This is a genomic window from Pseudomonas sp. NY15354 (assembly GCF_048068075.1).
GTDB classification, from domain to species: domain Bacteria; phylum Pseudomonadota; class Gammaproteobacteria; order Pseudomonadales; family Pseudomonadaceae; genus Aquipseudomonas; species Aquipseudomonas guariconensis_C.
In genome coordinates this window covers 43,460-68,608 of sequence record NZ_JBLUPV010000014.1, presented here as the reverse complement: position 1 = coordinate 68,608, position 25,149 = coordinate 43,460, and the positions used below count along the sequence as shown (strand labels likewise).

General features: G+C 62.8%; 22 protein-coding genes, 5 tRNA genes and 3 pseudogenes. 22 read left to right on the top strand and 8 right to left on the bottom strand.

Annotated features, from left to right (window positions below; genetic code table 11):
* Nucleotides 1-31: 31 nt before the first annotated feature.
* Nucleotides 32-1,742: pseudogene (locus tag ACNFCH_RS15195) on the top strand (DEAD/DEAH box helicase).
* Nucleotides 1,743-1,843: 101 nt separating this feature from the next.
* Here ACNFCH_RS15195 and ACNFCH_RS15190 read toward each other — a convergent pair.
* Nucleotides 1,844-2,611, bottom strand: coding sequence for a class III extradiol ring-cleavage dioxygenase (locus tag ACNFCH_RS15190; protein WP_337157588.1), 768 nt, complete (start codon nucleotides 2,609-2,611; stop codon nucleotides 1,844-1,846).
* Nucleotides 2,612-2,712: 101 nt separating this feature from the next.
* Between ACNFCH_RS15190 and ACNFCH_RS15185 the strand changes: the two genes are divergently transcribed.
* Nucleotides 2,713-3,363 carry a thiopurine S-methyltransferase gene (locus tag ACNFCH_RS15185; protein ID WP_416743051.1) on the top strand — a complete coding sequence of 217 codons (651 nt, stop codon included), beginning with the start codon at nucleotides 2,713-2,715 and terminating at the stop codon, nucleotides 3,361-3,363.
* Between the two features lie 67 nt (nucleotides 3,364-3,430).
* Here ACNFCH_RS15185 and htpX read toward each other — a convergent pair whose 3' ends face one another.
* Together htpX and ACNFCH_RS15175 are read right to left on the bottom strand one after the other, a co-directional pair.
* Nucleotides 3,431-4,318, bottom strand: coding sequence for a protease HtpX (gene htpX / locus ACNFCH_RS15180; RefSeq protein ID WP_196163887.1), 888 nt, complete (start codon nucleotides 4,316-4,318; stop codon nucleotides 3,431-3,433).
* Between the two features lie 250 nt (nucleotides 4,319-4,568).
* On the bottom strand, nucleotides 4,569-5,780 hold the full coding sequence (locus ACNFCH_RS15175; protein WP_070092609.1) for a pyridoxal phosphate-dependent aminotransferase: 1,212 nt from the start codon (nucleotides 5,778-5,780) through the stop codon (nucleotides 4,569-4,571).
* A gap of 164 nt (nucleotides 5,781-5,944) precedes the next feature.
* On the opposite strand from ACNFCH_RS15175, the gene msrB reads away from it, so the two are divergent.
* Both msrB and ACNFCH_RS15165 read left to right on the top strand, forming a co-directional pair.
* Nucleotides 5,945-6,340 carry a peptide-methionine (R)-S-oxide reductase MsrB gene (gene msrB / locus ACNFCH_RS15170; protein ID WP_070092608.1) on the top strand — a complete coding sequence of 132 codons (396 nt, stop codon included), beginning with the start codon at nucleotides 5,945-5,947 and terminating at the stop codon, nucleotides 6,338-6,340.
* A 13-nt stretch (nucleotides 6,341-6,353) separates the two neighbouring features.
* On the top strand, nucleotides 6,354-6,842 hold the full coding sequence (locus tag ACNFCH_RS15165; RefSeq protein WP_337157581.1) for a glutathione peroxidase: 489 nt from the start codon (nucleotides 6,354-6,356) through the stop codon (nucleotides 6,840-6,842).
* Here the strand turns inward: ACNFCH_RS15165 and ACNFCH_RS15160 are convergent.
* Nucleotides 6,832-9,188, bottom strand: a pseudogene (locus ACNFCH_RS15160) (response regulator). The gene ACNFCH_RS15165 and the pseudogene ACNFCH_RS15160 sit on opposite strands and share 11 nt — an antisense overlap.
* A gap of 138 nt (nucleotides 9,189-9,326) precedes the next feature.
* On the opposite strand from ACNFCH_RS15160, the pseudogene ACNFCH_RS15155 reads away from it, so the two are divergent.
* Both ACNFCH_RS15155 and ACNFCH_RS15150 read left to right on the top strand, forming a co-directional pair.
* A pseudogene (locus tag ACNFCH_RS15155) lies at nucleotides 9,327-9,446 on the top strand (AAA family ATPase); the annotation flags it as partial.
* Nucleotides 9,443-9,925, top strand: coding sequence for a GAF domain-containing protein (locus ACNFCH_RS15150; RefSeq protein WP_416743050.1), 483 nt, complete (start codon nucleotides 9,443-9,445; stop codon nucleotides 9,923-9,925). The pseudogene ACNFCH_RS15155 and the gene ACNFCH_RS15150, both read left to right, overlap by 4 nt.
* 198 nt (nucleotides 9,926-10,123) lie before the next feature.
* Here ACNFCH_RS15150 and ACNFCH_RS15145 read toward each other — a convergent pair whose 3' ends face one another.
* Nucleotides 10,124-10,891 carry a hypothetical protein gene (locus ACNFCH_RS15145; RefSeq protein WP_196163883.1) on the bottom strand — a complete coding sequence of 256 codons (768 nt, stop codon included), beginning with the start codon at nucleotides 10,889-10,891 and terminating at the stop codon, nucleotides 10,124-10,126.
* Between the two features lie 314 nt (nucleotides 10,892-11,205).
* Here ACNFCH_RS15145 and ACNFCH_RS15140 point away from each other — a divergent pair.
* The 5 genes from ACNFCH_RS15140 to ACNFCH_RS15120 all read left to right on the top strand — a co-directional run bounded on the left by ACNFCH_RS15140 (nucleotide 11,206) and on the right by ACNFCH_RS15120 (nucleotide 11,764).
* Nucleotides 11,206-11,281, top strand: a tRNA-Glu gene (locus ACNFCH_RS15140).
* Nucleotides 11,282-11,283: 2 nt separating this feature from the next.
* Nucleotides 11,284-11,359, top strand: a tRNA-Gly gene (locus tag ACNFCH_RS15135).
* Between the two features lie 89 nt (nucleotides 11,360-11,448).
* A tRNA-Glu gene (locus ACNFCH_RS15130) sits at nucleotides 11,449-11,524 on the top strand.
* Between the two features lie 2 nt (nucleotides 11,525-11,526).
* Nucleotides 11,527-11,602: transfer RNA gene (locus tag ACNFCH_RS15125), tRNA-Gly, on the top strand.
* Between the two features lie 86 nt (nucleotides 11,603-11,688).
* Nucleotides 11,689-11,764: transfer RNA gene (locus ACNFCH_RS15120), tRNA-Gly, on the top strand.
* Nucleotides 11,765-11,883: 119 nt separating this feature from the next.
* Here ACNFCH_RS15120 and ACNFCH_RS15115 read toward each other — a convergent pair.
* Complete coding sequence (locus ACNFCH_RS15115) at nucleotides 11,884-12,294, bottom strand: PA2817 family protein (RefSeq protein WP_070092602.1); 411 nt, start codon at nucleotides 12,292-12,294, stop codon at nucleotides 11,884-11,886.
* A 99-nt stretch (nucleotides 12,295-12,393) separates the two neighbouring features.
* Entirely contained in the window at nucleotides 12,394-14,841 is a 2,448-nt protein-coding gene (locus tag ACNFCH_RS15110; RefSeq protein ID WP_416743049.1) for an acyl-CoA dehydrogenase, read from the bottom strand.
* 185 nt (nucleotides 14,842-15,026) lie between these two features.
* Between ACNFCH_RS15110 and ACNFCH_RS15105 the strand changes: the two genes are divergently transcribed.
* From ACNFCH_RS15105 to ACNFCH_RS15095, 3 genes are all read left to right on the top strand, one after another.
* On the top strand, nucleotides 15,027-15,650 hold the full coding sequence (locus tag ACNFCH_RS15105) for a glutathione S-transferase (RefSeq protein ID WP_337158716.1): 624 nt from the start codon (nucleotides 15,027-15,029) through the stop codon (nucleotides 15,648-15,650).
* A 140-nt stretch (nucleotides 15,651-15,790) separates the two neighbouring features.
* Complete coding sequence (locus ACNFCH_RS15100) at nucleotides 15,791-16,723, top strand: ABC transporter ATP-binding protein (RefSeq protein ID WP_070092599.1); 933 nt, start codon at nucleotides 15,791-15,793, stop codon at nucleotides 16,721-16,723.
* The gene (locus tag ACNFCH_RS15095; protein ID WP_070092598.1) at nucleotides 16,720-17,499 is read left to right on the top strand and encodes an ABC transporter permease; all 780 of its coding nucleotides are present in this window, start codon (nucleotides 16,720-16,722) and stop codon (nucleotides 17,497-17,499) included. Before ACNFCH_RS15100 ends, ACNFCH_RS15095 begins: the two co-directional genes overlap by 4 nt.
* Here the strand turns inward: ACNFCH_RS15095 and ACNFCH_RS15090 are convergent.
* Complete coding sequence (locus tag ACNFCH_RS15090) at nucleotides 17,383-18,024, bottom strand: DUF2062 domain-containing protein (protein WP_416743048.1); 642 nt, start codon at nucleotides 18,022-18,024, stop codon at nucleotides 17,383-17,385. The two genes, ACNFCH_RS15095 and ACNFCH_RS15090, sit on opposite strands and share 117 nt — an antisense overlap.
* Nucleotides 18,025-18,167: 143 nt before the next feature.
* On the opposite strand from ACNFCH_RS15090, the gene ACNFCH_RS15085 reads away from it, so the two are divergent.
* The 8 genes from ACNFCH_RS15085 to murB all read left to right on the top strand — a co-directional run bounded on the left by ACNFCH_RS15085 (nucleotide 18,168) and on the right by murB (nucleotide 25,040).
* Nucleotides 18,168-20,387, top strand: a complete 2,220-nt coding sequence (locus ACNFCH_RS15085) for a DNA internalization-related competence protein ComEC/Rec2 (protein ID WP_416743047.1) — start codon at nucleotides 18,168-18,170, stop codon at nucleotides 20,385-20,387.
* A 110-nt stretch (nucleotides 20,388-20,497) separates the two neighbouring features.
* Nucleotides 20,498-21,133, top strand: coding sequence for a MotA/TolQ/ExbB proton channel family protein (locus ACNFCH_RS15080; protein WP_070092596.1), 636 nt, complete (start codon nucleotides 20,498-20,500; stop codon nucleotides 21,131-21,133).
* Nucleotides 21,130-21,564, top strand: coding sequence for a biopolymer transporter ExbD (locus ACNFCH_RS15075; RefSeq protein ID WP_196163876.1), 435 nt, complete (start codon nucleotides 21,130-21,132; stop codon nucleotides 21,562-21,564). Before ACNFCH_RS15080 ends, ACNFCH_RS15075 begins: the two co-directional genes overlap by 4 nt.
* Complete coding sequence (gene lpxK, locus ACNFCH_RS15070) at nucleotides 21,564-22,574, top strand: tetraacyldisaccharide 4'-kinase (protein ID WP_337158719.1); 1,011 nt, start codon at nucleotides 21,564-21,566, stop codon at nucleotides 22,572-22,574. The genes ACNFCH_RS15075 and lpxK overlap by 1 nt, the downstream gene beginning before the upstream one ends.
* A 42-nt stretch (nucleotides 22,575-22,616) precedes the next feature.
* Nucleotides 22,617-22,802 (top strand): Trm112 family protein, encoded by a 186-nt coding sequence (locus ACNFCH_RS15065; RefSeq protein WP_003247142.1) that lies wholly within the window; start codon nucleotides 22,617-22,619, stop codon nucleotides 22,800-22,802.
* Nucleotides 22,799-23,563: a 3-deoxy-manno-octulosonate cytidylyltransferase gene (gene kdsB, locus ACNFCH_RS15060; protein ID WP_337158720.1), complete on the top strand. Its 765-nt coding sequence runs from the start codon at nucleotides 22,799-22,801 to the stop codon at nucleotides 23,561-23,563. Before ACNFCH_RS15065 ends, kdsB begins: the two co-directional genes overlap by 4 nt.
* Entirely contained in the window at nucleotides 23,563-24,027 is a 465-nt protein-coding gene (locus ACNFCH_RS15055) for a low molecular weight protein-tyrosine-phosphatase (protein ID WP_416743046.1), read from the top strand. The genes kdsB and ACNFCH_RS15055 overlap by 1 nt, the downstream gene beginning before the upstream one ends.
* Nucleotides 24,024-25,040 carry a UDP-N-acetylmuramate dehydrogenase gene (gene murB / locus ACNFCH_RS15050; protein ID WP_416743045.1) on the top strand — a complete coding sequence of 339 codons (1,017 nt, stop codon included), beginning with the start codon at nucleotides 24,024-24,026 and terminating at the stop codon, nucleotides 25,038-25,040. The genes ACNFCH_RS15055 and murB overlap by 4 nt, the downstream gene beginning before the upstream one ends.
* Nucleotides 25,041-25,149 lie beyond the last annotated feature (109 nt).

The following is a 25,149-nucleotide window of genomic DNA, read 5'->3' as shown; positions in this document are numbered from 1 at the left end:
TGGTCTTTCAAGGCATGTGCAGCTTTGGAGCATGGGTCTTTGCGGATGCACATAGAGGCAGACCCATGACCCAGGAAACCGGCGGATTCGCCGCTCTCGATCTTCATCCGAACATCGTTGCCGCCGTGCTGGCCACAGGCTATGAAGAGCCATCGGCCATCCAGCAACAATCGATCCCGATCATCCTCGCCGGTCACGACATGATCGGCCAGGCGCAGACTGGCACCGGCAAGACCGCTGCCTTCGCCCTGCCGATCCTCAACAAGATCGATGTGAGCAAGCGCGAACCGCAAGCCCTGATCCTGGCGCCAACCCGTGAGTTGGCGCTGCAAGTAGCCACCGCCTTCGAAACCTACGCCAAGCAGATGCCAGGCGTGAACGTGGTCGCTGTGTACGGTGGTGCCCCGATGGGCCCACAACTGCGCGCCATTCGTAACGGCGCACAGATCGTCGTCGCCACCCCTGGCCGCCTGTGCGACCACCTGCGCCGCGACGAGAAAGTCCTGTCCACCGTCCAGTACCTGGTACTCGACGAGGCGGACGAGATGCTCAAGCTCGGCTTCATGGACGACCTGGAAGTGATCTTCAAGGCCATCCCTGAGTCGCGCCAGACCGTGCTGTTCTCCGCCACCCTGCCGTCTTCGATCCGTTCCATCGCCGAGCGCCACCTGCGCGAGCCGAAGCACGTCAAGATCCAGAGCAAGACCCAGACCGTCACCGCGATCGACCAGGCCCACCTGATGGTCCATGCCGACCAGAAGATCCCGGCTGTGCTGCGTCTGCTGGAAGTGGAAGAGTTCGACGCGCTGATCGCCTTCGTGCGTACCAAGCAAGCCACCCTGGACCTGGCCGCCGCGCTGGAAGCCAAGGGCTACAAGGCTGCCGCGCTGAACGGCGACATCGCCCAGAACCAGCGTGAACGCGTCATCGACTCGCTCAAGGATGGCCGCCTGGACATCGTCGTCGCCACTGACGTCGCCGCCCGAGGCCTGGACGTACCGCGCATCACTCACGTGTTCAACGTCGACATGCCGTACGATCCTGAGTCCTACGTGCACCGTATCGGCCGTACCGGCCGTGCCGGTCGCGAGGGTCGTGCGCTGCTGCTGGTCACCCCGCGTGAGCGTCGCATGCTGCAGGTCATCGAGCGCGTGACCGGGCAGAAGGTCGCTGAAGCCCGTCTGCCGAACCCGCAGGCCGTGCTCGATGCGCGTATCAAGAAGCTGACCGCAAGCCTGGCGCCGATGGTTGCCGAGGCGGAGGCCAGCCATGGCGAATTGTTCGATCGCCTGACCGCAGACCTGGGTTGCAGCCCGCGCGCCCTGGCTTCGGCCCTGCTGCGCAAAGCCACCAACGGCCAAGCCCTGGACCTGGCCTCGGTCGAGCGTGAGCAGCCGCTGGTGCCGACCTTCGCTCCGCGTGAGCGTGGTGAGCGTTCCGATCGCGGTGAGCGCAGCGAGCGTGGTGATCGCGAGCGTCGTGCGCCGATGCCGCTGGCTGAAGGCCGCGTGCGTTGCCGTACCGCCCTGGGTGCCCGTGACGGTATCGCCGCCAAGAACCTGCTCGGCGCGATCCTCAACGAAGGTGGCCTGGCGCGTGACGCCATCGGCCGTATCCAGGTCCGTGACAGCTTCAGCCTGATCGAGCTGCCCGAAGACGGTCTGGAGCGTCTGCTGTCCAAGCTCAAGGACACCCGTGTGGCTGGCAAGCAGCTGAAGCTGCGCCGCTACCGCGAGGACTGATCCTGGCGCAATGAAAAATCCCCGGCCTAGGCTGGGGATTTTTTTTGCCGCTGCATTTTTGAGCGCGGCGTAACCTGCGGGGTTAACCGCCAAAGGGCCCTTCAGTCGAACCGATAGATATCCATTCCCAACGCCCCCAAGGTGAATCCTTGGTGGACGATACCAAACCGTTCGCCAGCCCCAAGGGCGAAGAACAACGGCAGCAAATGTTCATCGCTCGGGTGATTGCGCACTGCAAACGGGGCCTGCTGCCGGTAGTCGAGCAGAGTCTCCCGGTCGTTCTGTGTCAGCTTCTCCACCACCCAGTCCCGAAATGCCAGCGCCCAGGGTTCGATCACATCCGGCCCGGCGTGCCAATCCAGTTCGCCCAAGTTATGGGTAATGCTGCCGGAACCGATCAGCAGCACGCCTTCGGCCCGCAATCCCGCAAGCGCTTCGCCGACCTTGAGTTGAAGGGCAGGGCCAAGCTGGCTGGGCAGTGACACTTGGATGACGGGAATGCTGGCATCCGGATACATCAGCGACAGCGGTACCCAGGCGCCATGGTCGAAGGGGCGGTGGGTATCCAGCCGGGTGGGTAGGCCGGCCGCTGTCAGGCGGGCACTCACCTGCTGGGCCAGTTCCGGCTCGCCCGCCGCAGGGTATTGCACGGCATACAGCGCGGCAGGAAACCCATGAAAGTCATGCCAGGTTGGCGGATGTGGATTGCCTGTCACCAGCAGCTCGCGGCTCTCCCAATGTGCCGATACCACGATGATCGCCTTGGGAAGTGCCAGGGTATTGGCCAGCTTGGATAATGCTGGCCCGCTGGCACCAGGTTGCAAGGCGAGCATGGGCGAACCATGGGAAATGAACAGGCTGGGCAGCATGGCAAAGTCCTGGCGGTTAAGATGCATTCATCTTCGATCAGTTACCGATCGAGATCCAATATAAGTTTTCAGCGCATTTCATCGAAAAACCGGGAGGAAGCATGGAGCCGGCGTTCTGGCACAAGCGGTGGGCGGACAATCAGATCGGCTTTCATCAGGCGCGCGTCAACCCTTACCTGCAAACCTACTGGCCTGCGTTGGGCCTGGCACAGGGCAGTCGCGTGCTGGTGCCGTTGTGCGGCAAGAGCCTGGACCTGGCCTGGCTCGCAGGGCAGGGGCATCGGGTCCTGGGCGTGGAGCTGTCTCGACGGGCTGTGGAGGACTTCTTCAGCGAGCACGGTCTGACACCTCAGGTGATCCAGCAGGGTGCCTTCGAAGTCTGGCGCAGCGGTGACGTGGAGTTGTGGTGCGGGGATTTCTTTGCTCTGCAGGCGCAGGATGTGGGTGATTGCGTAGGCCTGTATGACCGCGCGGCGGTGATTGCCCTGCCGCCTGCCATGCGTGAGCGTTATCTGGCGTTGCTGTCGACACTGTTGCCGCCTGCTTGCAAGGGCTTGCTGGTGACGCTCGACTACGACCAGTCACGGCTCGACGGGCCGCCTTTCTCGGTGGCGGATGACGAGATTCGGGCAGGATTTTCCAGCTGGCAGGTAGATACGCTCGAGGAGCGGCAGATCATCCAGGAGAGCCCGAAATTCGAACAGGCCGGGATGACGAGCCTGGTCGAGCGGGTATATCGGCTGCTGCGTTGAGGTGGGGATTTACGACAGCCAAATGAAAAAGGGCGACCGAAGTCGCCCTTTTCTGTTTGCGTTTGGATCAACCGCGGCGGCGCAGCGCCTCGATGCGGTCTTCCAGCGGCGGGTGGCTCATCAACAGACCCGCCAGGCCGTGCTTGAGGCCGCCGTTGATGCCGAACGCCTTCAGGGTGTCGGGCATGTGCACAGGCATGCCTTGTTCCACGCGCAGGCGCTGCAGGGCACCGATCATCGCGCCGGTACCGGCCAATTGGGCACCGGCTTCGTCGGCGCGGTACTCGCGGCGGCGCGAGAACCACATGACGATGATGCTGGCCAGGATGCCCAGGATCAGTTCGGCGACGATGGTCGCCACGTAGTAGGCAATGCCCTGGCCTTCTTCGTTCTTGAAGATGACCTTGTCGACGAAGTTGCCGATGATCCGGGCGAAGAACATCACGAAGGTGTTCACCACGCCTTGCACCAGTGCCAGGGTGACCATGTCGCCGTTGGCCACGTGGCCGATCTCGTGGGCCAGCACGGCGCGTACTTCATCAGGCGAGAAGCGCTCGAGCAGGCCCTGGGAGACGGCCACCAGGGCATCGTTGCGGTTCCAGCCGGTGGCGAAGGCGTTGGCCTCGTAGGCTGGGAAGATACCCACTTCGGGCATCTTGATACCGGCCTCGCGGGACAGCTCCTCGACCGTCTGCAGCAGCCACTGTTCGTGGCGGGTGCGGGGCTGGCTGATGATCTGGGTGCCGGTGGTCATCTTCGCCATCCACTTGGAGATGAACAGCGAGACCAGCGAGCCGGCGAAACCGAACACGGCGCAGAAGACCAGCAGTTGGCTGAGATTGAGGTCAACGCCGTTGGCCGCCATGAACCCGTTGAAGCCGAACAGGCTCAGGGTAATGCTTGCAACCAGCACCACCGCGAGGTTGGTGGCTACAAACAACAGAATGCGCATCATGGTTGTTACGTTCTCCTGACGGATGAAAATGTCGCGTACTGCGGGCTATATAAGGGGCGGGTCATACGGATTCAACCGGCCGACTATTTCAAACTGTGTACGGCGGAGTATGGCAGAGGATAGTGCGGGGGCTGTGGGATAGAGCGTTGCAGGATGTAAGAACTCTCCTGCGAGAAAACGCATGGAAACGGCTGAGCAGCTCATCGCGGGTCATCGCCAGGCGGCGGCGATAACCCGCGACGGGGCGCAATTACTGCTGGTAGGTGCGCAGGAAGTTTCCGATTCGCCCGATGGCCTGTTCCAGGTCATCCACCCGCGGCAAGGTCACGACGCGGAAGTGGTCCGGCCAAGGCCAGTTGAAGGCCGTGCCCTGGACGATCAGCAGTTTCTCCGACAGCAGCAGGTCGAGGACGAACTTCTCGTCGTTGTGGATCGGGCAGACTTTCGGGTCGATCTTGGGGAAGGCGTACAGCGCGCCCATGGGCTTGACGCAGCTCACGCCAGGAATGTCGTTGAGCAGCTCGTAGGTGCGGTTGCGCTGCTCGAGCAGACGGCCAGGCGGCAGCACCAGGTCATTGATGCTCTGATAGCCACCCAGGGCGGTCTGGATGGCATGCTGGGCCGGGACGTTGGCGCACAGGCGCATGTTGGCCAGCATGTCGATGCCTTCGATGTAGCTCTGGGCGTGTTGCTTGGGCCCGGAAATGATCAGCCAGCCGGAGCGGAAGCCCGCCACCCGGTACGACTTGGACAGGCCGTTGAAGGTCAGGCACAGCAGGTCCGGGGCCAGCGACGCGGTGCTGATGTGCACGGCTTCGTCGTAGAGGATCTTGTCGTAGATCTCGTCGGAGAACACCACCAGGTTGTGCTGGCGGGCCAGTTCCAGCATGCCCAGCAGCAGTTCCTTGGAGTACACCGCGCCGGTCGGGTTGTTCGGGTTGATGATCACCAGGGCCTTGGTGTTCGGGGTGATCTTGGCCTTGATGTCGTCCAGGTCCGGGAACCAGTCGGCCTGCTCGTCGCACAGGTAGTGCACAGGCTTGCCGCCCGCCAGGCTGACGGCCGCGGTCCACAGGGGGTAGTCCGGGGCCGGGATCAGCACTTCATCGCCGTTGTTGAGCAGTGCCTGCATGGACATCACGATCAGCTCGGACACGCCATTGCCGAGGTAGATGTCCTCGATGCCCACGCCCTCGATCTGCTTTTGCTGGCAGTACTGCATGACTGCCTTGCGCGCGCTGAACAGGCCTTTGGAGTCGCTGTAGCCTTGGGCGGTGGGCAGATTGCGGATCACATCCTGGAGGATTTCGTCCGGCGCCTCGAAGCCAAACGGCGCCGGGTTGCCGATGTTCAGCTTGAGGATGCGGTGGCCTTCCTCTTCCAGGCGTTTGGCGTGCTTGAGCACTGGGCCGCGAATGTCGTAGCAGACATTGGCGAGCTTGTTCGATTTGCTGAACTGCATGATGTGATCCCGATTGAGAAGTCGCGGCGCGCCGCCGTCAAAAGGTTTGAAAAGGGCGGAGTGCATGCCAGACTGGCTGGCAAAAGAAGCCAACTAATATACGTGTCACCCCCGCCATAAAGAAAGACGGCGCGAGGTGAAATTCAGCCTGCCGAGGTCCCCCCATGCAAAAGATCGACAAAACCCTGGATGAATGGCGCCAGATGCTGGATCCGGCCCAGTATCAGGTGTGCCGTTTGAAGGGCACCGAGCGGCCATTCAGCGGCAAGTACAACAGCGAGCGCCGCGATGGCATCTACCACTGCATCTGCTGTGACCTGCCATTGTTCGACTCGCGTGCCAAGTTCGACTCCGGCTGCGGTTGGCCCAGCTTCTACGAGCCGATCGAACAGCGCGCCATGATCGAGATACGCGACACCTCCCACGGCATGATCCGCACCGAAGTCACCTGCGCGCGTTGCGATGCCCACCTGGGCCATGTGTTCCCCGATGGCCCGCCACCGACCGGCCTGCGCTACTGCATCAACTCGGTGTGCCTGGACCTCAAGCCGCGTGACTGACCGGAGACCTGCGATGGCCGATACGCTGAAGAACATCCGCTGCGTCACCTTGAGTGGCGAGCAGAAGGTGCTGGGCGACTTCCCGGGCAAGGCGCTGCTGGTGGTCAACACCGCCAGCCAGTGTGGTTTCACGCCTCAGTACAAAGGCCTGGAGCAGCTGTGGAAGCAATACCGCGAACGCGGGCTGGTGATCCTGGGGTTCCCCTGCAACCAATTTGGCAAGCAGGAGCCGGGAGACGCGCTGGATATCGCGCAGTTCTGCGAACGCAACTTCGGCGTGAGCTTTCCGTTGTTTCGCAAGATCGAGGTCAACGGCCCGGATGCCCATCCGTTGTTCGTCGAGCTGAAAAAGCGCGCCCCGGGCATTCTAGGTACGCAGCGGATCAAGTGGAATTTCACCAAATTCCTCGTCGACCCGGCCAGCGGCAAGGTCACGCGCTACGCCCCCAACACCAAGCCCGAGGCGCTCAAGGCATCGATCGAGGCCTTGCTCAGTCGCTGAGCGGCACCCAGTGGTCGATCAACGCCAGCAGTTCCTCGCGGCGAAATGGCTTGGCCAGGTAATCGTTCATGCCGGCGGCGCGGCACCGCTCGCGCTCCTCGGGCATGGCGTTGGCGGTCAGGGCAACGATCGGCAGCCCTGACCAGCGCCCGTCCTGGCGGATGCGTCGGCTGGCCTCGTAGCCGTCCATCACCGGCATGTTGCAGTCCATCAGCACCACGTCCACCGCTTCCTGCTCCAGTCGTTCCAGGGCCTCGGCGCCCTGGGTGGCGAGCAGAACCTGGCAACCGAGCTTGACCAACATGCCCTTGGCCACCAGTTGGTTGACCGGGTTGTCCTCCACCAGCAGCACGCGCGCCCGTCGGTGTTGGGGCTGAATCTGCTGGTGGGGCAGGGGAGCGTTGATCTCGGCGCCCTCCAGTGCGCGGCGCAGTGTCTGGTACAGAGTGTTGCGTGCCAGGGGGCGCGCCAGTTGCAGCAGCGGCGCCAGTTGCGTGGCGTGTTCTTGGGTGAGGAAGTTGCCGTACGCCGTCACCAGCAGGATCGGTGCCTGCAGGCCAGGGCGCAGGGCATCCAGGTGCTCCACATCGTCGGTGATCACCAGGTCGGGGGCAGTATCGGCGGCCTGCGCCGCATCATCGAAGCCGTGGTACGACAGGCCCCAGCCGGGCAGCAGCTTGTGTAGCAGTTCGGTCAGGCCGCTGGCGGCGTTGCTCAGGACGACGATGCGCCCATGCAAGGGGGTGGGCGGGATAGCCTCGGTATGCGGAAGCAACGGCAGCTCAGCCGTGAAGCGACTGCCAAAGCCCGTTTCGGAGTCGATGTGCAGATGGCCTTGCATGGCCTTGCACAGGTTGCGGGTCAGCGCCAGGCCCAGCCCCGTGCCGCCGTACTGGCGGGTGATGCCGGCGCCGGCCTGGGTGAAGGGCTGGAAGATGCGCGCCTGGGCCTGTTCGGGGATGCCGATGCCGGTGTCACACACCTCCAGGCGCACGCCCCCGACGATAGGCGCCAGGCGTACATCGACCCGGCCGAAACGGGTGAACTTGAGGGCGTTGGACAGCAGGTTGCTGACGATCTGCCGCACCCGGGTCGGGTCGCCCAACACCGTGCTGGGAAAATGGGGGCTGATCAGGCAGGTCAGTTCGACATTGGCCGCCGCGTTCTGTGACAGCAGATTGGCAGTGTCTTCGACCATCGCCCCCATGTCGAAAGGGATGCGCTCGAGTTCCAATTGCCCGGCATCGAACTTGGACAGGTCGAGGATATCGTTGAGCAGCTCCACCAACACCTTGCCCGAGTCGTGGGCGATGGACAGCTGTTGGCGTTGTTCGGCGGCCAGCGGGCTGTCCAGGGCGAGGGAAATCATGCCGAGCATGCCGTTGAGCGGCGTGCGGATCTCATGGCTCATGTTGGCCAGGAATGCAGCTCTGGCCTGGGCCATGTCCAGCGCCTGCTGACGCGCGTGCTCCAGTTCCTGGTTGGACTGGCTCAGGCGGTTGTTGCTGGCCTTGAGCTCGTCGGTGCGGGCCGAAACGATGTCCTCCAGCTCGTTCAGGTACTCGGTCAGGCGGTTTTCGGCATTGCGGCGCTGCTGGATCTCGGTGGACATGCTGACGAACTGCTGGTTGGCGACCTTGACCAGGACGCCGATCTCATCCTGCTCATGGCCATGGGGGCACGTCAGGCGCCCTTGGTGGGGATGGCGCGGGTCGCTGCCGCTGAGGGCGGCGATCACCGTCACCAGCGGCTTGGTCAGCATCATGTAGAACAACGCCAGGAGAATGCCAGCCAGTACCAGGCTGCGGGCGAAGCCATTGACCAGGGTGATGCCCGCGCGGTCCAGGAAGCGGCCGCCAAAGGCATAGGTGTCGACGTCCAGGTACAGGGTGCCGAGGTATTCGTGAGGGAGGCTGGACAGGAACAGGCGTTCCTGGAACTGGCGCTGTTCGCCGAACAGGAAATCGCTCAGTGGTCGGTAGCGATCTTCCAGGCGGGGTCGGCTGGCATCGGCCAATACCGTGTCGTTGTTGTCGACCAGGCGCGCGCGGATCACCGCCGGCGATTGCAGCAGCCCGCCGATCAGCTCTTCGGCGAGCTCGGCGTCGATGTTATAGGTGATGCGTGACAGCGGATCGTGGCTGATTTGCAGCAGCGCCTGCACTTCGCGGTTGATGGACGCGTCTTCGCTGGCATAATCGATGCCGATCTGCACGAGGCTGAGCAGCGCCCCCAGGATGAAGCCGACCAGGACTGTCAATCGGGCTTGCTTGTATGACAGGCGATTGGTGAACTTGATATCCATGGAGTCCGAGCCGGTTTACGTCCCTTGCGCTGCGCAAGCATAGCCGATACAGCCAGGCTACTCGCGGCGCTGCGGTTGGTTTCAGGTTCATCCTTCCTTGATCAGACACTGTTGGACGGCGTGATATTGCCAATGACAGGAGCGTTCAACGGCACCTGAATCGTGGGCTGGCGTCGTGCGAAGCCCTGGACAAATTCGTCGTGCGCCGGTCGTCCGGCCGCGGCAACCGTAATGGCCGTTGTGCCTATCAGTACGCCCGCTATTGGGTCGGGCGGCAATTGTTGGAGCAGAAACAATGATCGACCTCAACGCCAGCGGCTCCGGCCTCGATGGCTATGACCTGCTGGCCGCGCAAGTGCAGGCGCTGTTCGCCGATGAGCGCGACTTCATCGCCAATGCCGCGCAGTTCTCTGCGTTTCTCTATCAACAGGTGGAGGACCTGAACTGGGCCGGTTTCTATCTCAATCGCGACGAGCAATTGGTGCTCGGCCCGTTCCAGGGGCAGGTGGCCTGCGTGCGTATTCCGTTCGGCAAGGGTGTGTGCGGCGCGGCCGCGGCATCGCGTCAGACCCAGCGGGTCGAGGATGTGCATGCCTTCCCGGGGCATATCGCCTGTGACAGCGCTTCCAACAGCGAACTGGTGATTCCGCTGGTGAAGGCGGGCAGGTTGATTGGTGTGCTGGATCTGGACAGCCCGAAGTTGGCGCGGTTCAGCGAGGTGGATCAGATCGGGCTGGAGCGCCTGGCGGCGATCTTCCTTGAGTTGACGGACTGCTGAAAACGACAAGGGGCCTGCGAGGGCCCCTTGTCTTTGGTGTGTTTTTTGTGGGTCCAACTGTCTGGCCCCATGGAGACTTCTTCGCGGGTAAACCCGCTCACAGGGTTGGTGGTGATCTTTGCAGCGCGTGAACACCGAACGCGTTACTTGCTTGGCGCGACAAGCAGGGTTGACGAAACGGTCGGAGTGATCACGCACTCAATCGTAAAGGGCTTTCTTTTTCCAGTTTTCGCTTTCGTCGGTCTTCAAGCCTTGGGTCAGCGCATTTTCGTCGTTTTCGGCAGGCTCCATCTGATCCTTCACCAGGGCGTCGGCGCGGGCCAGTAGTTTTTCCAGATAGATGCGCTGTTCGTCGTACTGCTTGGGGTCCTGCTGTTTGCGCAGGTACTGCACGCCTCGGTCGAAGGCCAACCGTGCCTGGCCGGGCTGGTTCTGCTGCAGGGCTTGCTGGCCCAGGTTATTGAAGAATTCGATGTGCAGCAGGACCAGGAGGTGGCGAATCTCCTTGACCCAATACTTGCCTTCGTTCGTCTGCAGGAAACCTTCCTGGGTGGCGCGCACGATCTGGTTGTGCAGCGACTCCAGGAGAAAACGGACTTCCTTGGCCTTGGCCTCGGTCTGGATCGGGCTGGGCGGGTTGTTGATCGCAATGCCGTCGCCTTGGGCAACGAGGCTTTCCAGCTCGCTGATGCGTCCCTTGATTTCGGTGTTTTGCTTGTCCAACGCCAATTGACGCTGATAGAGGTTGAGCTCCAGGCGGGTCAGCAACGTCTTGAGGGCCGGCGTCATCAGTTGCCGGGGGAAGGTTTCGCTGATTTCGCCGCAGCGCCGTAGGCGTTCGGCCAGTTCTATCTTCAGGCGAGCGCGCTCAAGCTTGGCGTTTTCCACGACATTGTTGAGATAGCCGATCACGATCAGTAGCGCGATACCTGCCACGATGAGCAAGGTGATCAGAAGTGGTGTCACCGTTAACGCCTCGTCAAATAGATGTTTTCCGACTTGAGTGTAGGAGAGTTCGCCTATGGCCGGGTAGACCTATCCGACGGGATTACGAATTGCTCTGCTAGCACTTTGCCACGAGCTTGCCGACCTGCTGTCAAAAAATCAACGCCAGTCGTTGGGCGCATGCTGCCCGTTGGCTTCCTGTCGCTGGAAGTCATTGATTTAAATAAATTTCCATAAAAGGGTTGACGACCCCTCAAGGCATCCATAGAATGCGCGCCACTTGCAGCGTAAAGCTCACAGCAAAGCGCGGCAGGGAGTGAAAAGTTGTAGTGTGTGTCCCCTTCGTCTAGTGGCCTAGGACACCGCCCTTTCACGGCGGTAACAGGGGTTCGAGTCCCCTAGGGGACGCCAATGCGGGAATAGCTCAGTTGGTAGAGCACGACCTTGCCAAGGTCGGGGTCGCGAGTTCGAGTCTCGTTTCCCGCTCCAGTTTTCTTGAGTTTTGCCTTTGGCAGAGCTCTAAAAATCCAGTCGCTGTCGAAAGGCAACGTGCTGGTGCGCTGAAAAGCGTCGGGTATGTCCCCTTCGTCTAGTGGCCTAGGACACCGCCCTTTCACGGCGGTAACAGGGGTTCGAGTCCCCTAGGGGACGCCAATGCGGGAATAGCTCAGTTGGTAGAGCACGACCTTGCCAAGGTCGGGGTCGCGAGTTCGAGTCTCGTTTCCCGCTCCATTTTTCAAGCTGTGTCGTTTAACGATGCAGGGGTGGTGAAGGTCGGTATGGCGCTTCATGCCAAACAGCAGTTTGCTACAAAATTTGCGGGAATAGCTCAGTTGGTAGAGCACGACCTTGCCAAGGTCGGGGTCGCGAGTTCGAGTCTCGTTTCCCGCTCCAAATCGAAAACGCCCTCTCATACGAGAGGGCGTTTTTTTTTGTGCCCGGTTTTCTGGATTTACCCCTGTGTTCTTGTTTGAGGGGGTAGGGCAAGTGTGTGCTTGCCCCAATGGATGTCGTCAGTGCTTCGGCGTTTGTTCCGGCAGACTCAGCAGTTGTTTTTGCTGGTTCCAATCGAAAGCCTCGCCGTTTTGTTCGGCTTCATAGCGCAGGTCTTCGAGTTGCTGGTACATGTCCAGTTCTTCATCGGGCATGAAGTGCAGGCAATCGCCGCCGAAGAACCACAGAAGATCCCGTGGTACCAGGTGAGCGATCTGTGGGTAGCGCTGAATGACCTGGCAAATCAGATCCTGGCCCAGGTACTGGCTTTCCAGTGGGTCCTGCGGCAGCAGGGTGAGCAGTTCATCGAAGCGTTCGAGGAACAGGGCGTGGCTCTCTTCCGGCACCTGCTCGGCTTCACCCAAGGCGACCAGAATGGTGCGCAGGTGCTGAAGCAGTTGCAGGTGGTATTCCAGATGCGGGTTGGCCATGGAAAGGGTCCTCGGTATGGCTGAAACGGGGGCGGAGTATACGCCGGTTGTGCGGGCCGTGCTGAGCGAGTCGCTTAGCACGGCCCGGGCGTCATGAGATCAGCGTACCGTGCCTTGCATCGGGCGTAGCGCCTCTTTGTCGAATGCATCCACATCGATCACCCGCCGCCGCGCAGCCTCAGCCTCTTGCAGGCGCTGCCCTTCGGATGCCTGCAACACGCCAGCCTCCACGGCAGCGTCTATCGCTGACTGCCCAGGAGCAGGGTGGACCTTGCTGTGCTTGATCGCCTCGTGCAGCGCTTTGCGAAGAGGCGCGCACTCCTCCAGCAGGTCGCTGGCCCGTTGCAGGGCTGCCACGGGGTCCGCATCGGCCTGTGGGCGGAAGCAGCCGTTCAGCAACTCTTCGAGCGCAGGGTCGCCCTTGCGTCGCCCGATCAGCTCTGCCACTTCAGCGTCCAGCTCGTCGCTTGGCCCAGTGTGGCGACGGCCCAGAGGGAAGACCAGTACGCGCAAGGCGCAGCCAACGAAGCGGTTGGGGAAATTGTCGAGCAGCCGATCCAGCGCGGCCTCTGCTTGGCCCAAGCTTTCCTCTAGGGCCCAGCGAAGCAGAGGTTGCAGGTGCTCAGGCGAGCCTAGGTCGTGGTAGCGCTTTAGCGACGCTGAGGCCAAGTACAGGTAGCTCAGCACATCGCCCAGTCGGGCACTGAGGCGTTCGCGGCGTTTGAGCGCGCCGCCCAGCATCATCATCGACAGGTCCGCCAATAGGGCGAAAGCCGCAGCCTGGCGGTTCAGCGCGCGGAAATAGCCTTGGCTGAGGGCATCGCCAGGCACCTGTTCGAAGCGCCCCAGGCCCAGCCCCAGCATCAGGCTGCTGGCGGCGTTGCCGGCGGCGAACAGGATATGCTTGAGCAGCAGTTCGTCGAACTCCACCAAGGCCTGGGCGGCATCTTCGTGCCCGGCCACGGCCATTTCATCGAGCACGAACGGGTGGCAGCGGATCGCGCCCTGCCCGAAGATCATCAGGTTACGCGAAAGAATGTTGGCCCCTTCGACGGTAATGGAGATCGGCGCGCCCATCCAGTTGCGCGCCAGGTAGTTGTTCGGGCCCAGGATGATGCCTTTGCCACCGTGCACATCCATAGCGTGCTGGATGCATTCGCGGCCACGCTCGGTGAGGTGGTACTTGAGAATGGCCGACAGCACCGAGGGCTTTTCACCCAGGTCGACGGCCTTGGCGGTGAGTATCCGGGCGCTGTCGGCCAGCCAGGCATTGCCGCCAATGCGGGCCAGGGAGGCTTGGATGCCTTCGAAAGTCGCGAGCGGTACATTGAACTGTTCCCGAATACGCGCGTACTGGCCGGTCACCAGGCTGCTGTACTTGGCCGCGCCCGTGCCACCGGCGGGCAGGGAAATGGAGCGCCCCACGGATAGGCAGTTCATCAGCATCATCCAGCCTTTGCCGAGCATGTCCTTGCCGCCGATGAGGTAATCCAGCGGTATGAAGACATCCTTGCCGCTGTTGGGGCCGTTCATGAAGGCCGCGCCCAGCGGATAGTGGCGCCTGCCGATTTCAACGCCTGCTGTGTCGGTGGGCACCAGTGCCAGGCTGATGCCCAGATCTTCCGTGTCGCCCAGCAGGTGTTCCGGGTCATAGGCCTTGAACGCCAGGCCCAGCAGCGTCGCGATCGGACCGAGTGTGATGTAGCGCTTTTCCCAGGTAAGGCGCAGGCCGATCACCTCTTCACCTTGCCATTGGCCTTTGCAGATCACGCCGGTGTCGGGCATGGCGCTGGCGTCAGAGCCGGCCAGCGGACCGGTGAGGGCGAAGCAGGGAATTTCTTCGCCGCGGGCCAGGCGTGGCAGGTAATGATCGCGCTGTTGGTCGGTACCGTAGTGCAACAGCAGTTCGGCCGGGCCCAGGGAGTTGGGCACCATCACCGTCGAGGCCAGGTCGGCGCTGCGGGTGGCCAGCTTCATCACGATCTGGGAGTGGGCATAGGCTGAGAAACCCTTGCCGCCGTAGGCCTTGGGGATGATCAGGGCGAAGAAACCGTGGGCCTTGATATGCGCCCACGCCTGCGGTGGCAGATCCAGATCCTGGCTGATCTGCCAGTCGCTGACCAGGGCGCAGAGGGCCTCGGTAGGGCCATCGATGAAGGCCTGCTCTTCGTCGGTCAGCTTGGCCGCCGGGTAGTCGAGCAAGACCTTCCAGTCGGGGCGGCCGCTGAACAGTTGGCCATCCCACCAGACCGTACCGGCATCGATGGCCTCGCGTTCGGTCCGCGACATGGGCGGCAATGTGCGCCGGAACCACTGGAACACCGGGGCGGTGAACAACTTGCGCCGCCATTGCGGCAACACCAGGAATGCGGTCTTGATGGCCAACACCAGCCAGATCAATGCCAGCAGCCAGCCCGGGGCATGCCCCCAGATACCCATCAGCAACACGTACACCGCGACGGCCCCCAGGATCTTCAGGGGGGCCAGGCGTCGATGCGTGAGGTAAGCCGCACCGAGCACCAACACCACCAACCACAGCAGCAACATAGTCCTTCCTCCATGGAACATTGGGTTCGAGCTATCCCACAGAGCTTAGACCTGCCTGGCGGGACGGCCCGACCTGAACAGTGACAGGGTATGGCAGCGAGCGTTCAGCCCGGTCGGGTGTTTCACCAAACCAGCGAGTGGATTGGAGTAGACTATCGGCCCTCTGCATACCAAAGGACGCTGTCATGCTGAAGATCTGGGGCCGGAAGAATTCAAGCAATGTGCGCAAAGCGCTGTGGATTGCCCATGAGCTGGGCCTGGACTTCGAAGCGATAGACGCTGGCGGCGCCTTCGGGGTGGTGGACGAGCCGCATTATCGGGCGCGCAATCCCAATGGCCTGGTGCCGATGCTCGAAGATGGCGACCTGGTGCTCTGGGAGTCCAACGCCATCGTGCGCTACCTGTGCGCCCAGTATGGTCGCGACCAGGGCTGGTATCTGGACGACCCTCGCCAGCGCGCCCTGGCGGACAAATGGATGGATTGGACCACCTCGTCCTTCGCCACGCCGTTCCGGCCGTTGTTCTGGGGCTTGTTACGCACGCCAGAGGACCAGCGTGACTGGGTGGCGATCAATGCCGCCCACAAGCAATGTGCGCAGCTGCTGTCGATCGCTGACCAAGCCTTGGCGCACCAGCCCTACTTGTCCGGCCAGCAGATCGGCATGGGTGACATCCCTTTGGGCAGTTTCATCTACGCCTGGTTCGAGATGCCGATCGAACGGCCTGACATGCACCACTTGCGGGCCTGGTACGAGCGTCTGCGTCAACGCCCGGCCTACCAGGCAGCGGTGATGACGGCATTGACCTGAACACCGTGGCCAGTTCGATAGTCATTATCGATACACATGACTGTACTTGCGCGGCCAAGGCTTGCACCATTGGTCGCACTCACTGCGCCAGTGATCAGCCCTGGCGTGTCCTGAACCCTTTTCTCGGTACCTGACCCGCTATGAGTTCCGCCCTGTCCATTCGACAGCTGACCAAGACCTACGGCAACGGCTTCCAGGCCCTCAAGGGCATCGACCTGGATGTCGCCGAGGGTGACTTCTTCGCCCTGCTCGGCCCCAACGGCGCAGGCAAATCCACCACCATCGGGATCCTTTCGACCCTGGTCAACAAGACCAGCGGCACGGTGAATGTCTTCGGGCATGACCTAGATCGCGACCCCGCCGCGCTCAAACGCTGCCTTGGCGTGGTGCCCCAGGAGTTCAACTTCAACCAGTTCGAGAAGACCTTCGACATTGTGGTCACCCAGGCGGGCTACTACGGCATCCCGCCCAAGCTGGCCAAGGAGCGCGCCGAGCAGTACCTGACCCAGCTGGGCCTCTGGGACAAGCGGGACGTGCAGTCGCGCTCGCTCTCCGGCGGCATGAAGCGCCGCTTGATGATCGCCCGAGCGCTGATTCACGAACCGCGCCTGTTGATTCTCGATGAACCAACCGCGGGTGTGGATATCGAGTTGCGCCGTTCGATGTGGAGTTTTCTCACCGAGCTGAACCAGAAAGGCATCACCATCATCCTGACGACCCATTACTTGGAAGAAGCCGAGCAACTGTGCCGGAACATCGGCATCATCGATCACGGCACCATCGTCGAGAACACCAGCATGCGTAAGCTGCTGGGCAAGCTGCACGTGGAAACGTTCGTCCTCGACCTCAAGCAGGACCTTGCCCAGGCGCCGGTGCTGCAGGGCTACCCGTGCCGGCTGATCACGCCGCACACCCTGGAAGTGCAGGTGGACAAAGCAATGGGTATCACTGCGTTGTTCGGCCAACTGGCGCTGCAGCAGATCGAAGTGCAGAGCCTGCGCAACAAGACCAACCGACTCGAGGAGCTGTTCGTGTCCCTGGTGGAAAAAAACCTGTCGAAGGTGGCGGTATGAGCCTGGACCTGCGCACCAACTGGGTCGCCCTCAACACTATCGTCTACCGTGAAGTCCGGCGCTTTTTGCGCATCTGGCCGCAAACCCTGTTGCCGCCGGCGATCACCATGGTCCTGTATTTCGTGATCTTCGGAAATCTCATCGGTCGGCAGATCGGCGACATGGGCGGCTTCACGTACATGGAGTACATCGTGCCGGGGCTGATCATGATGTCGGTGATCACCAACTCCTACGGCAACGTGGTCTCGAGTTTCTTTGGCAGCAAGTTCCAACGCTCGATCGAAGAGCTGATGGTCTCGCCGGTATCGCCGCACACCATTCTCGTCGGCTATGTGCTCGGGGGTGTGTTGCGTGGCCTGGCAGTTGGCGTGATCGTGACCATTCTGTCGATGTTCTTCACCCACCTGCAGGTCCATCACCTGGGGGTGACCGTCGTGGTGGTGCTGCTGACCGCGACCATCTTCTCGCTGTTGGGCTTCGTCAACGCAGTGTTCGCGCGCAACTTCGATGATATCTCGATCATCCCGACGTTCGTGCTGACGCCGCTGACCTACCTCGGCGGGGTGTTCTATTCGATCAGCCTGCTGCCGCCGTTCTGGCAGACCGTGTCGTTGGCGAACCCGGTACTGCACATGGTCAACTCGTTCCGCTACGGCATCCTAGGGGTGTCGGATATCCGTATTGGCACTGCGATCACCTTCATGCTGGTGGCCACTGCCGTGCTTTATCTGTTGTGCGTTCGTCTGCTGGTGAGCGGCCGCGGCATGCGCGCCTGAGGCGTGCTTGCCTGACCCTTGGGCCTTGCGCCGGCGCCACTGCCGGCCAACCCACCAGCGCCAGTACAGCATGGTGGCGAAGTAGGCGAAGACGCCTAGCACCAGCCCACACACCACCGAGCCCAGCAGGAAGGGTTGCCAGATCGTCGACAGTTGGTCGGTGACCCATTGGACGGTGATTTCGTCCGGCAGGGTGCGCGGCGGTACCTGCATCAGCCAGGCGCCAGTCATGTAGGTGACGAAGAACACCGGCGGCATGGTCAGCGGATTGGTCAGCCAGACCAGGCTGACCGCGATCGGCAGGTTGCCCCGAAGTGGGATTGCCAGGCTGGCCGCCAACAGCATCTGCATTGGCATGGGGATCAGTGCCGCGAACAGACCCACGCCCATGGCCCGCGCCACCGAATGGCGATTCAGGTGCCAGAGGTTCGGATCGTGCAGCAATTTGCCGAAAAAGCGTAAGGACTTGTGTTCCCGAATGCTGGTTGGATCCGGCATGTAGCGTTTGAATAGACGGCGCGGCATGTACGCTCCCGGCGGGGTGAATAGGGGCAGTATGCCTTTTTTGCCTGACGACCTTGTTCAGAGTTTGTGACAATTATTGAGCAAGGTCGGTCGACTTTTCAGCTAAGCCTCAGAAGGCCGTTTCGCTTCTGGAGCTCTATCTCATGCGCACAGGGATGTTCGCGCTCGCGCTCGGGCTGTTGGGCCTGCGTTTTCTACCTGCTTTGCCATCGGTCGGCGCGATGCTGACGATGTTGGTGCTTGGCATGTTCTGCCTCTCTGGCAGGGCCAGGCCCGTTGGCTGCTTTCTACTCGGATTGAGCTGGGCCTGCTGGTCGGCGCAGCAAGCGCTGGATGACCGTCTGGAGGCGGCGCTGGACGGGCGTACCCTGTGGCTGGAGGGTCGCGTGGTGGGTTTGCCGGTGCAGCGCGGCCAGTCCGTGGGCTTCGAACTCGAAGAGGCTGTTTCACGTCGTGCGGTCCTGCCGCAGCGGCTTCAGTTGAGCTGGTTCGAGGGACCGCAACCGAGGGCCGGCGAACATTGGCGCCTGGCTGTCACGCTCAAGCGCCCTCATGGGCTACTCAACCCTCATGCCCCGGATCGGGAGGCGCTTTTGCTGGCGCGTCGAATCGGTGCTGTCGGCACGGTCAAGGCCGGTCAATTGCTAGGTCCTGCCACGAGCAATTGGCGCGACGCTCTACGCCAGCGGCTGCTGGCGGTCGATGCGCAGGGACGCGAAGCCGCCCTGGCGGCACTGGTGCTGGGGGATGGCTCAGGGCTTGCACGCGCTGACTGGCAGGCGTTGCAGGCCACCGGGACGGTGCATCTGATGGTGATCTCCGGCCAGCACATTGGCTTGGTGGCCGGGCTGGTCTATGGCTTGGTGGCCGGGTTGGCGCGCCTGGGTCTATGGCCCTTGCGCGTACCGTGGTTGCCTTGGGCATGTGCGTTGAGTCTGATCTCGGCGCTGGGTTATGGCGGGCTCGCCGGGTTTGGCGTGCCGGTGCAGCGCGCCTGCCTGATGCTGGCGATGGTCTTGCTCTGGCGTTTGCGCTTTCGCCAACTGGGGGCGCTCATGCCGTTGTTGGCGGCCCTGTGTGGCGTGCTGCTGATCGAGCCGTTGGCGAGCCTGCTGCCGGGGTTCTGGCTGTCGTTCGCCGCGGTTGCGGTGCTGGTGTTCTGTTTTGCCGGGCGCCTCGGCGGTTGGCGGCCCTGGCAGGCCTGGAGCAGGGCGCAATGGGTGGTCGCAGTGGGTCTGTTACCGGCTTTGCTGACATTGGGCTTGCCAATCAGTTTGACGGCGCCTGTGGCCAACCTGCTGGCGGTGCCCTGGGTCAGTTTTGCCGTACTGCCGCTGGCGCTGCTGGGCAGTGCATTGCTGCCACTGGGTCAGCCCGGCGAGCTGTTGCTGTGGTTGGCAGGTGGGTGGCTGGAGGTGTTGTTTCAGCAGTTGGCGCTGTTGGCACGGTGGCGTCCGGCCTGGGAGCCCCAGGCATTGACGTTGTGGGCAGGGTTGCTGGTGGGCCTGGGGGCGTTGTTGCTGTTGCTGCCCCGGGGCGTCCCGCTGCGTGGCCTGGGGGGCGTGATGTTGATGGCATTGTGGGCGCCTCGGGAGCCGGTGCCTCAGGGGCAGGTCGAGGTCCTGCAACTGGATGTGGGGCAGGGCCTGGCGGTCCTGCTGCGAACCCGCACGCACAGCCTGCTGTACGATACCGGCCCCGCCAAGGGTGACGTGGACCTGGGCGAACGCGTGGTGTTGCCGGCCTTGCGCAAGCTGGGCGTCAAGCAGCTCGACCTGATGCTGATCAGCCACGGTCACGCCGATCATGCCGGTGGCGCCGGGGCCATTGGGCGGGGGCTGCCGCTGGGCAGGGTGCTTGCGGGAGAGCCTGAGCAGTTGCCGGAGGCACTGCAGGCACAACCGTGTGTCAGCGGTGAGCGCTGGCAGTGGGACGGGGTGGATTTCATGCTCTGGCAGTGGGCCCAAGGGCCGGCCGGCAACGAGCGATCCTGTGTCCTGCTGGTACAGGCCCAGGGCGAGCGACTGTTGCTGGCTGGGGACATGGAGGCCGGTGCCGAGCGGGCCTGGCTGGGCGCCACCGACACACCGCGCATCGACTGGTTGCAGGCGCCGCACCATGGCAGCCGCAGTTCGTCCACAGAGCCGTTCATTCGCGCCACGGCGCCACGTGGCGTATTGATTTCGCGGGGGCGCTACAACGGCTTCGGCCATCCGCATCCCCAAGTAGTGGCGCGTTACCAGCGGTATGGGGTGAGCGTTCATGACACGGCGCTGGAGGGGGCGTTGCGCTTGCGCCTGGGCAGCCATGGCGAGGTTGAAGGGGTACGGGCGCAGCGGCGGTTCTGGCGGCAGGTGCAATGATCTGCCTGTTCGTTGCCCGTGGCATGAACGGCCGACTCCCTGACCTTCGGCAGATGAGCCCCCCACGGTCCTATGGTAGAGTGGCGGCCTTTTTCAAGGGGATGCTTACTGTGTGGGAATTGGTCAAGTCCGGTGGTTGGATGATGCTGCCGATCATTCTGAGCTCCATCGCCGCCATGGCTATCGTCGCCGAGCGCCTATGGACCCTGCGCGCCAGTCGCGTGACCCCGCCGCACCTGCTTGGCCAGGTATGGATGTGGATCAAGGACAAGCAACTGACCAGTGACAAGCTCAAAGCCCTGCGCGCCGATTCGCCGTTGGGCGAGATCCTCGCCGCGGGCCTGGCCAACTCACGCCATGGTCGCGAGATCATGAAGGAGTGCATCGAGGAGGCCGCATCCCGAGTCATCCACGAGCTGGAGCGCTATGTCGGTACCTTGGGCACCATCGCTGCAATGGCCCCCTTGCTGGGCCTTCTGGGCACGGTGCTGGGCATGATCGATATCTTCAGCGCCTTCATGGGCTCGCAGATGACCGCCAACCCGGCCGTGCTGGCAGGCGGCATTTCCAAGGCGCTGGTCACCACCGCTGCTGGTCTGATGGTGGGGATCCCGGCGGTCTTCTTCCATCGCTTCCTGCAGCGACGCATCGATGAGCTGGTAGTCGGCATGGAGCAGGAGGCGATCAAGCTGGTCGAGGTGCTGCAGGGCGATCGCGAAGTGGAAGTGGCCGGAGGCAAGGCGTGAAGTTCCGGCGCAACCGGCAACGGGAGAATGTGGACATCAACCTGGCGTCGCTGATCGACGTGGTGTTCGTCCTGTTGCTGTTCTTCGTGGTTACCACCACCTTTACTCGCGAGACCCAACTGCGTGTCGAGCTGCCGGAGGCCGCCAGTGCCAGCCAGGCGCCAGCGGAGGAGGGCAAGCTCGTGGAAATCACCATCAGTGCGGATGGCGTCTATTCGGTCAACAATCACCTGCTGCCCAAGAGCGACCTGGCCACGCTGACCGAGGCGATCGAGCGCGAGTCGGGCGGAGACATCACCCTGCCGCTGGCGATCAGCGCGGACGGCAAGACGCCGCACCAGGCTGTGGTCACCGCAATGGATGCGGCCGGCAAGCTCGGCTTCAGCAAGTTGCGCATGACCACCGTCGAGGCCGCGCAGGGTACCCCCTGATGGCCTTCGCTGACCGTCTGCTCGCGGCCTGGTATGACGGGCACCCGGCGCTTGCACTGTTGCGTCCGCTCGAGTCCCTGTACCGGCGCGTGGTCACGCGCAAGCGCGCGCGTTTTCTCAGTGGCGACAGCGCCAGCTATCGGGCGCCGGTGCCGGTGATCGTGGTGGGTAATATCACCGTCGGCGGGACCGGCAAGACGCCGATGATTCTCTGGCTGATCGAACACTGCCGCCTTCGCGGGCTCAGCGTCGGTGTGGTCAGCCGGGGCTATGGTGCAACGCCGCCAAGCCTGCCCTGGCGTGTCCGGGCAGACCAGAGCGCGCAGCATGCCGGTGACGAGCCGCTGCTGATCGTTCAGCGCACAGGCGTGCCTCTGATGATCGACCCCGACCGCTCCCGTGCCGTGCAGGCGTTGCTGGCCAGTGAGCCGGTGGACCTGATCCTGTGCGACGACGGCATGCAGCACTACCGCCTGGCGCGTGACCTGGAACTGGTGCTGATCGATGCAGCCCGCGGCCTGGGCAACGGGCGCTGCTTGCCGGCGGGGCCATTGCGTGAGCCGGTCGAGCGTCTGGCCGAGGCCGATGCGGTGCTGTACAACGGCGCCAAGGCGGACCAGAACGACGGCTTCGCCTTCGGCTTGCGGCCCTCGGCCCTGGTCAACCTGCGCAGCGGCGAGCGCCGCCCGCTCGATCACTTTCCTGCTGGCCAGGCGTTGCACGCCGTGGCCGGCATCGGCAATCCACAGCGTTTCTTCAATACATTGCAAGGGCTAAACTGGCAGCCGATACCGCATCCCTTCGCCGATCATGCGCAGTTCAGCGTCGAGAGCCTGGCGTTCAGCCCGGCGCTGCCGCTGGTGATGACCGAGAAGGATGCAGTGAAGTGCCGGGCCTTCGCGGCCGACGACTGGTGGTACCTGGCGGTCGACGCCGTACCCTCCCAGGCCTTTGCCAGCTGGTTCGACGGGCAGTTGCAACGCCTGTTGCCCGAACGTCTCCAGCCCTGAGCCTTTTTCTTTTTTCCGGCCTCTGGCCTCAAGGAAGCCTCCATGGACACCAAACTGCTCGATATCCTGGCCTGCCCGATCACCAAAGGCCCGCTCAAACTCAGCGCCGACAAGACCGAGCTGATCAGCAAGGGCGCGGGCCTGGCCTATCCGATTCGTGATGGCATCCCGGTGATGCTGGAAAGCGAAGCGCGTACCCTGACCGACGACGAGCGCCTGGACAAATGAGCTTGAACTTCACCGTGGTGATTCCCGCCCGCCTGCGCTCCACGCGCCTGCCGGGCAAGCCACTGCTGCCGATTGCCGGCAAGCCAATGGTTCAGCATGTCTGGGAGCAGGCCCGTAAGAGCGGTGCCAGTCGCGTGGTCATCGCCACCGACGATGCCTCTATCGTCGAGGCTTGCCAGGCTTTCGGCGCCGAGGTCCTGCTGACCCGCGCCGACCACGAGTCAGGCACTGATCGACTTGCCGAGGTGGCCGCGCGTCTGGGCCTGCCGGCTGATGCCATCGTGGTCAATGTGCAGGGTGACGAGCCCCTGATTCCGCCGGTGATCATCGACCAGGTAGCTGCCAATCTCGCGGCGCATCCGGAAGCGGGCATCGCCACACTGGCCGAGCCGATCGCCGAACCCGAAACCGTGTTCAACCCCAACGCGGTGAAGGTGGTGAGCGACAAGCACGGCTTGGCCCTGACTTTCAGCCGGGCGCCGCTGCCTTGGGCCCGGGATGCGTTTGCCAAGAGCCGTGACAGCGTCCCCACAGGTGTCCCGTACCGCCGTCATATCGGCATGTACGCCTACCGCGTGGGCTTTCTCCAGGACTTCGTCAGCTGGGGCCCTTGCTGGCTGGAGCAGACCGAGGCACTGGAGCAACTGCGCGCCCTGTGGCATGGCGTGCGCATCCACGTCGCAGACGCCATCGAAGCCCCGGCGGTGGGCGTGGATACCCCTGAAGACCTGGAGCGCGTACGGCGCTTGCTGGAGGCCTGATGCGCGTTCTGTTCGTCTGCCTGGGCAATATCTGTCGTTCGCCGACTGCCGAAGGCGTATTGCGTCACCAACTGCAGGCCGCAGGGCTTGCCGAGCAGGTGCATGTGGCCTCGGCCGGTACCGGTGACTGGCACGTGGGCAAGGCGCCTGACAGCCGTACCTGTCGCGCGGCCTTGGCGCGTGGTTATGACTTGTCCCGGCAGCGCGCCCAGCAGGTCAAGGCAGAACATTTTGTCGAGTACGACCTGATTCTGGCGATGGACAAGAGCAATCTGGGTCATCTCCAAACCATGCGTCCCCAGGCCGCTGGCGGCGAGCTCGACCTGTTCCTGCGTCGCTACGGTGCAGCCCTGGATGAGGTGCCGGACCCTTACTACGGTGGTGCCGAAGGTTTCGAACAGGTTTTGGACCTGATCGAAGCCGCGTGCCAGGCGTTGGTCGTGGAAATCAAGGGGCGGTTATGACGAGCTGGCAGGAATGGGTCTCGCTCAAGCCCTACAACACCTTTGGCATCGACGTGAAGGCACGCTACTTCACCCAGGCCCATGACGATGCGCAGGTTCGCCAGGCCCTGGCCGAGGCGGATGAGCGACAAGTGCCGGTGCTGGTGATCGGTGGGGGAAGCAACCTGCTGTTGACCCGCGATATAGACGCCTTGGTGCTGCACATGGCGAGCCATGGGAAGCGCGTGTTGCAAGATGAGGGTGATCGTGTCGTGGTCGAGGCCGAGGCCGGTGAGCCTTGGCATCCTTTCGTGCAATGGAGCCTGGCGCAAGGCTTTTGCGGCCTGGAAAACCTCAGCCTGATCCCCGGCACCGTTGGCGCTGCGCCCATGCAGAACGTCGGCGCCTATGGCGTGGAGATCAAGGACGTATTTGCAGGACTCACCGCCCTGGACCGGGAAACCGGCGAATTGCGGGATTTTGCTCTGGAGGAATGCGCCTTCGCCTACCGGGACAGCCTGTTCAAGCGCAACCCCGGGCGTTGGCTGATCCTGCGGGTGCGTTTCGCCCTCAGCCGTACCCTGCATGCGCACCTGGATTACGGGCCGGTTCGCCAGCGCCTGTTGGAGCAGGGCGTGCAGACGCCGACAGCCATGGCTATCAGCGAGGCCATCTGCAGTATTCGCCGAGAGAAGCTGCCTGACCCGGCCGAGCTGGGCAATGCCGGGAGCTTCTTCAAGAACCCGGTGGTGCCGGCGGTGCTGGCCGAGCAAATCCGTGAGCGTTTCCCGGGCGTGGTGGCTTATCCGCAAGCCGATGGGAACGTGAAGCTGGCCGCGGGCTGGCTGATCGAGCAGGCGGGATGGAAGGGGTACCGGGACGGGGATGCCGGTGTGCATCGTCTGCAGTCGTTGGTCCTGGTGAATTATGGCCAGGCGAGCGGGGCGCAGTTGCATGACCTGGCGTGCAGGATCCAGGCAGATATCTTCGAGCGCTTTGGCGTCGAGTTGGAGATGGAGCCGAACCTGTACTGATGCTTGCGGGCTGCGGTGCAGCCCATCGCAGGTGTCGCTTTACCCCAAGTTTCCGAAAGAGCGCTACACATTCAGGGCAGCCACGCGTTGACTGTCCCAGATATGAAAA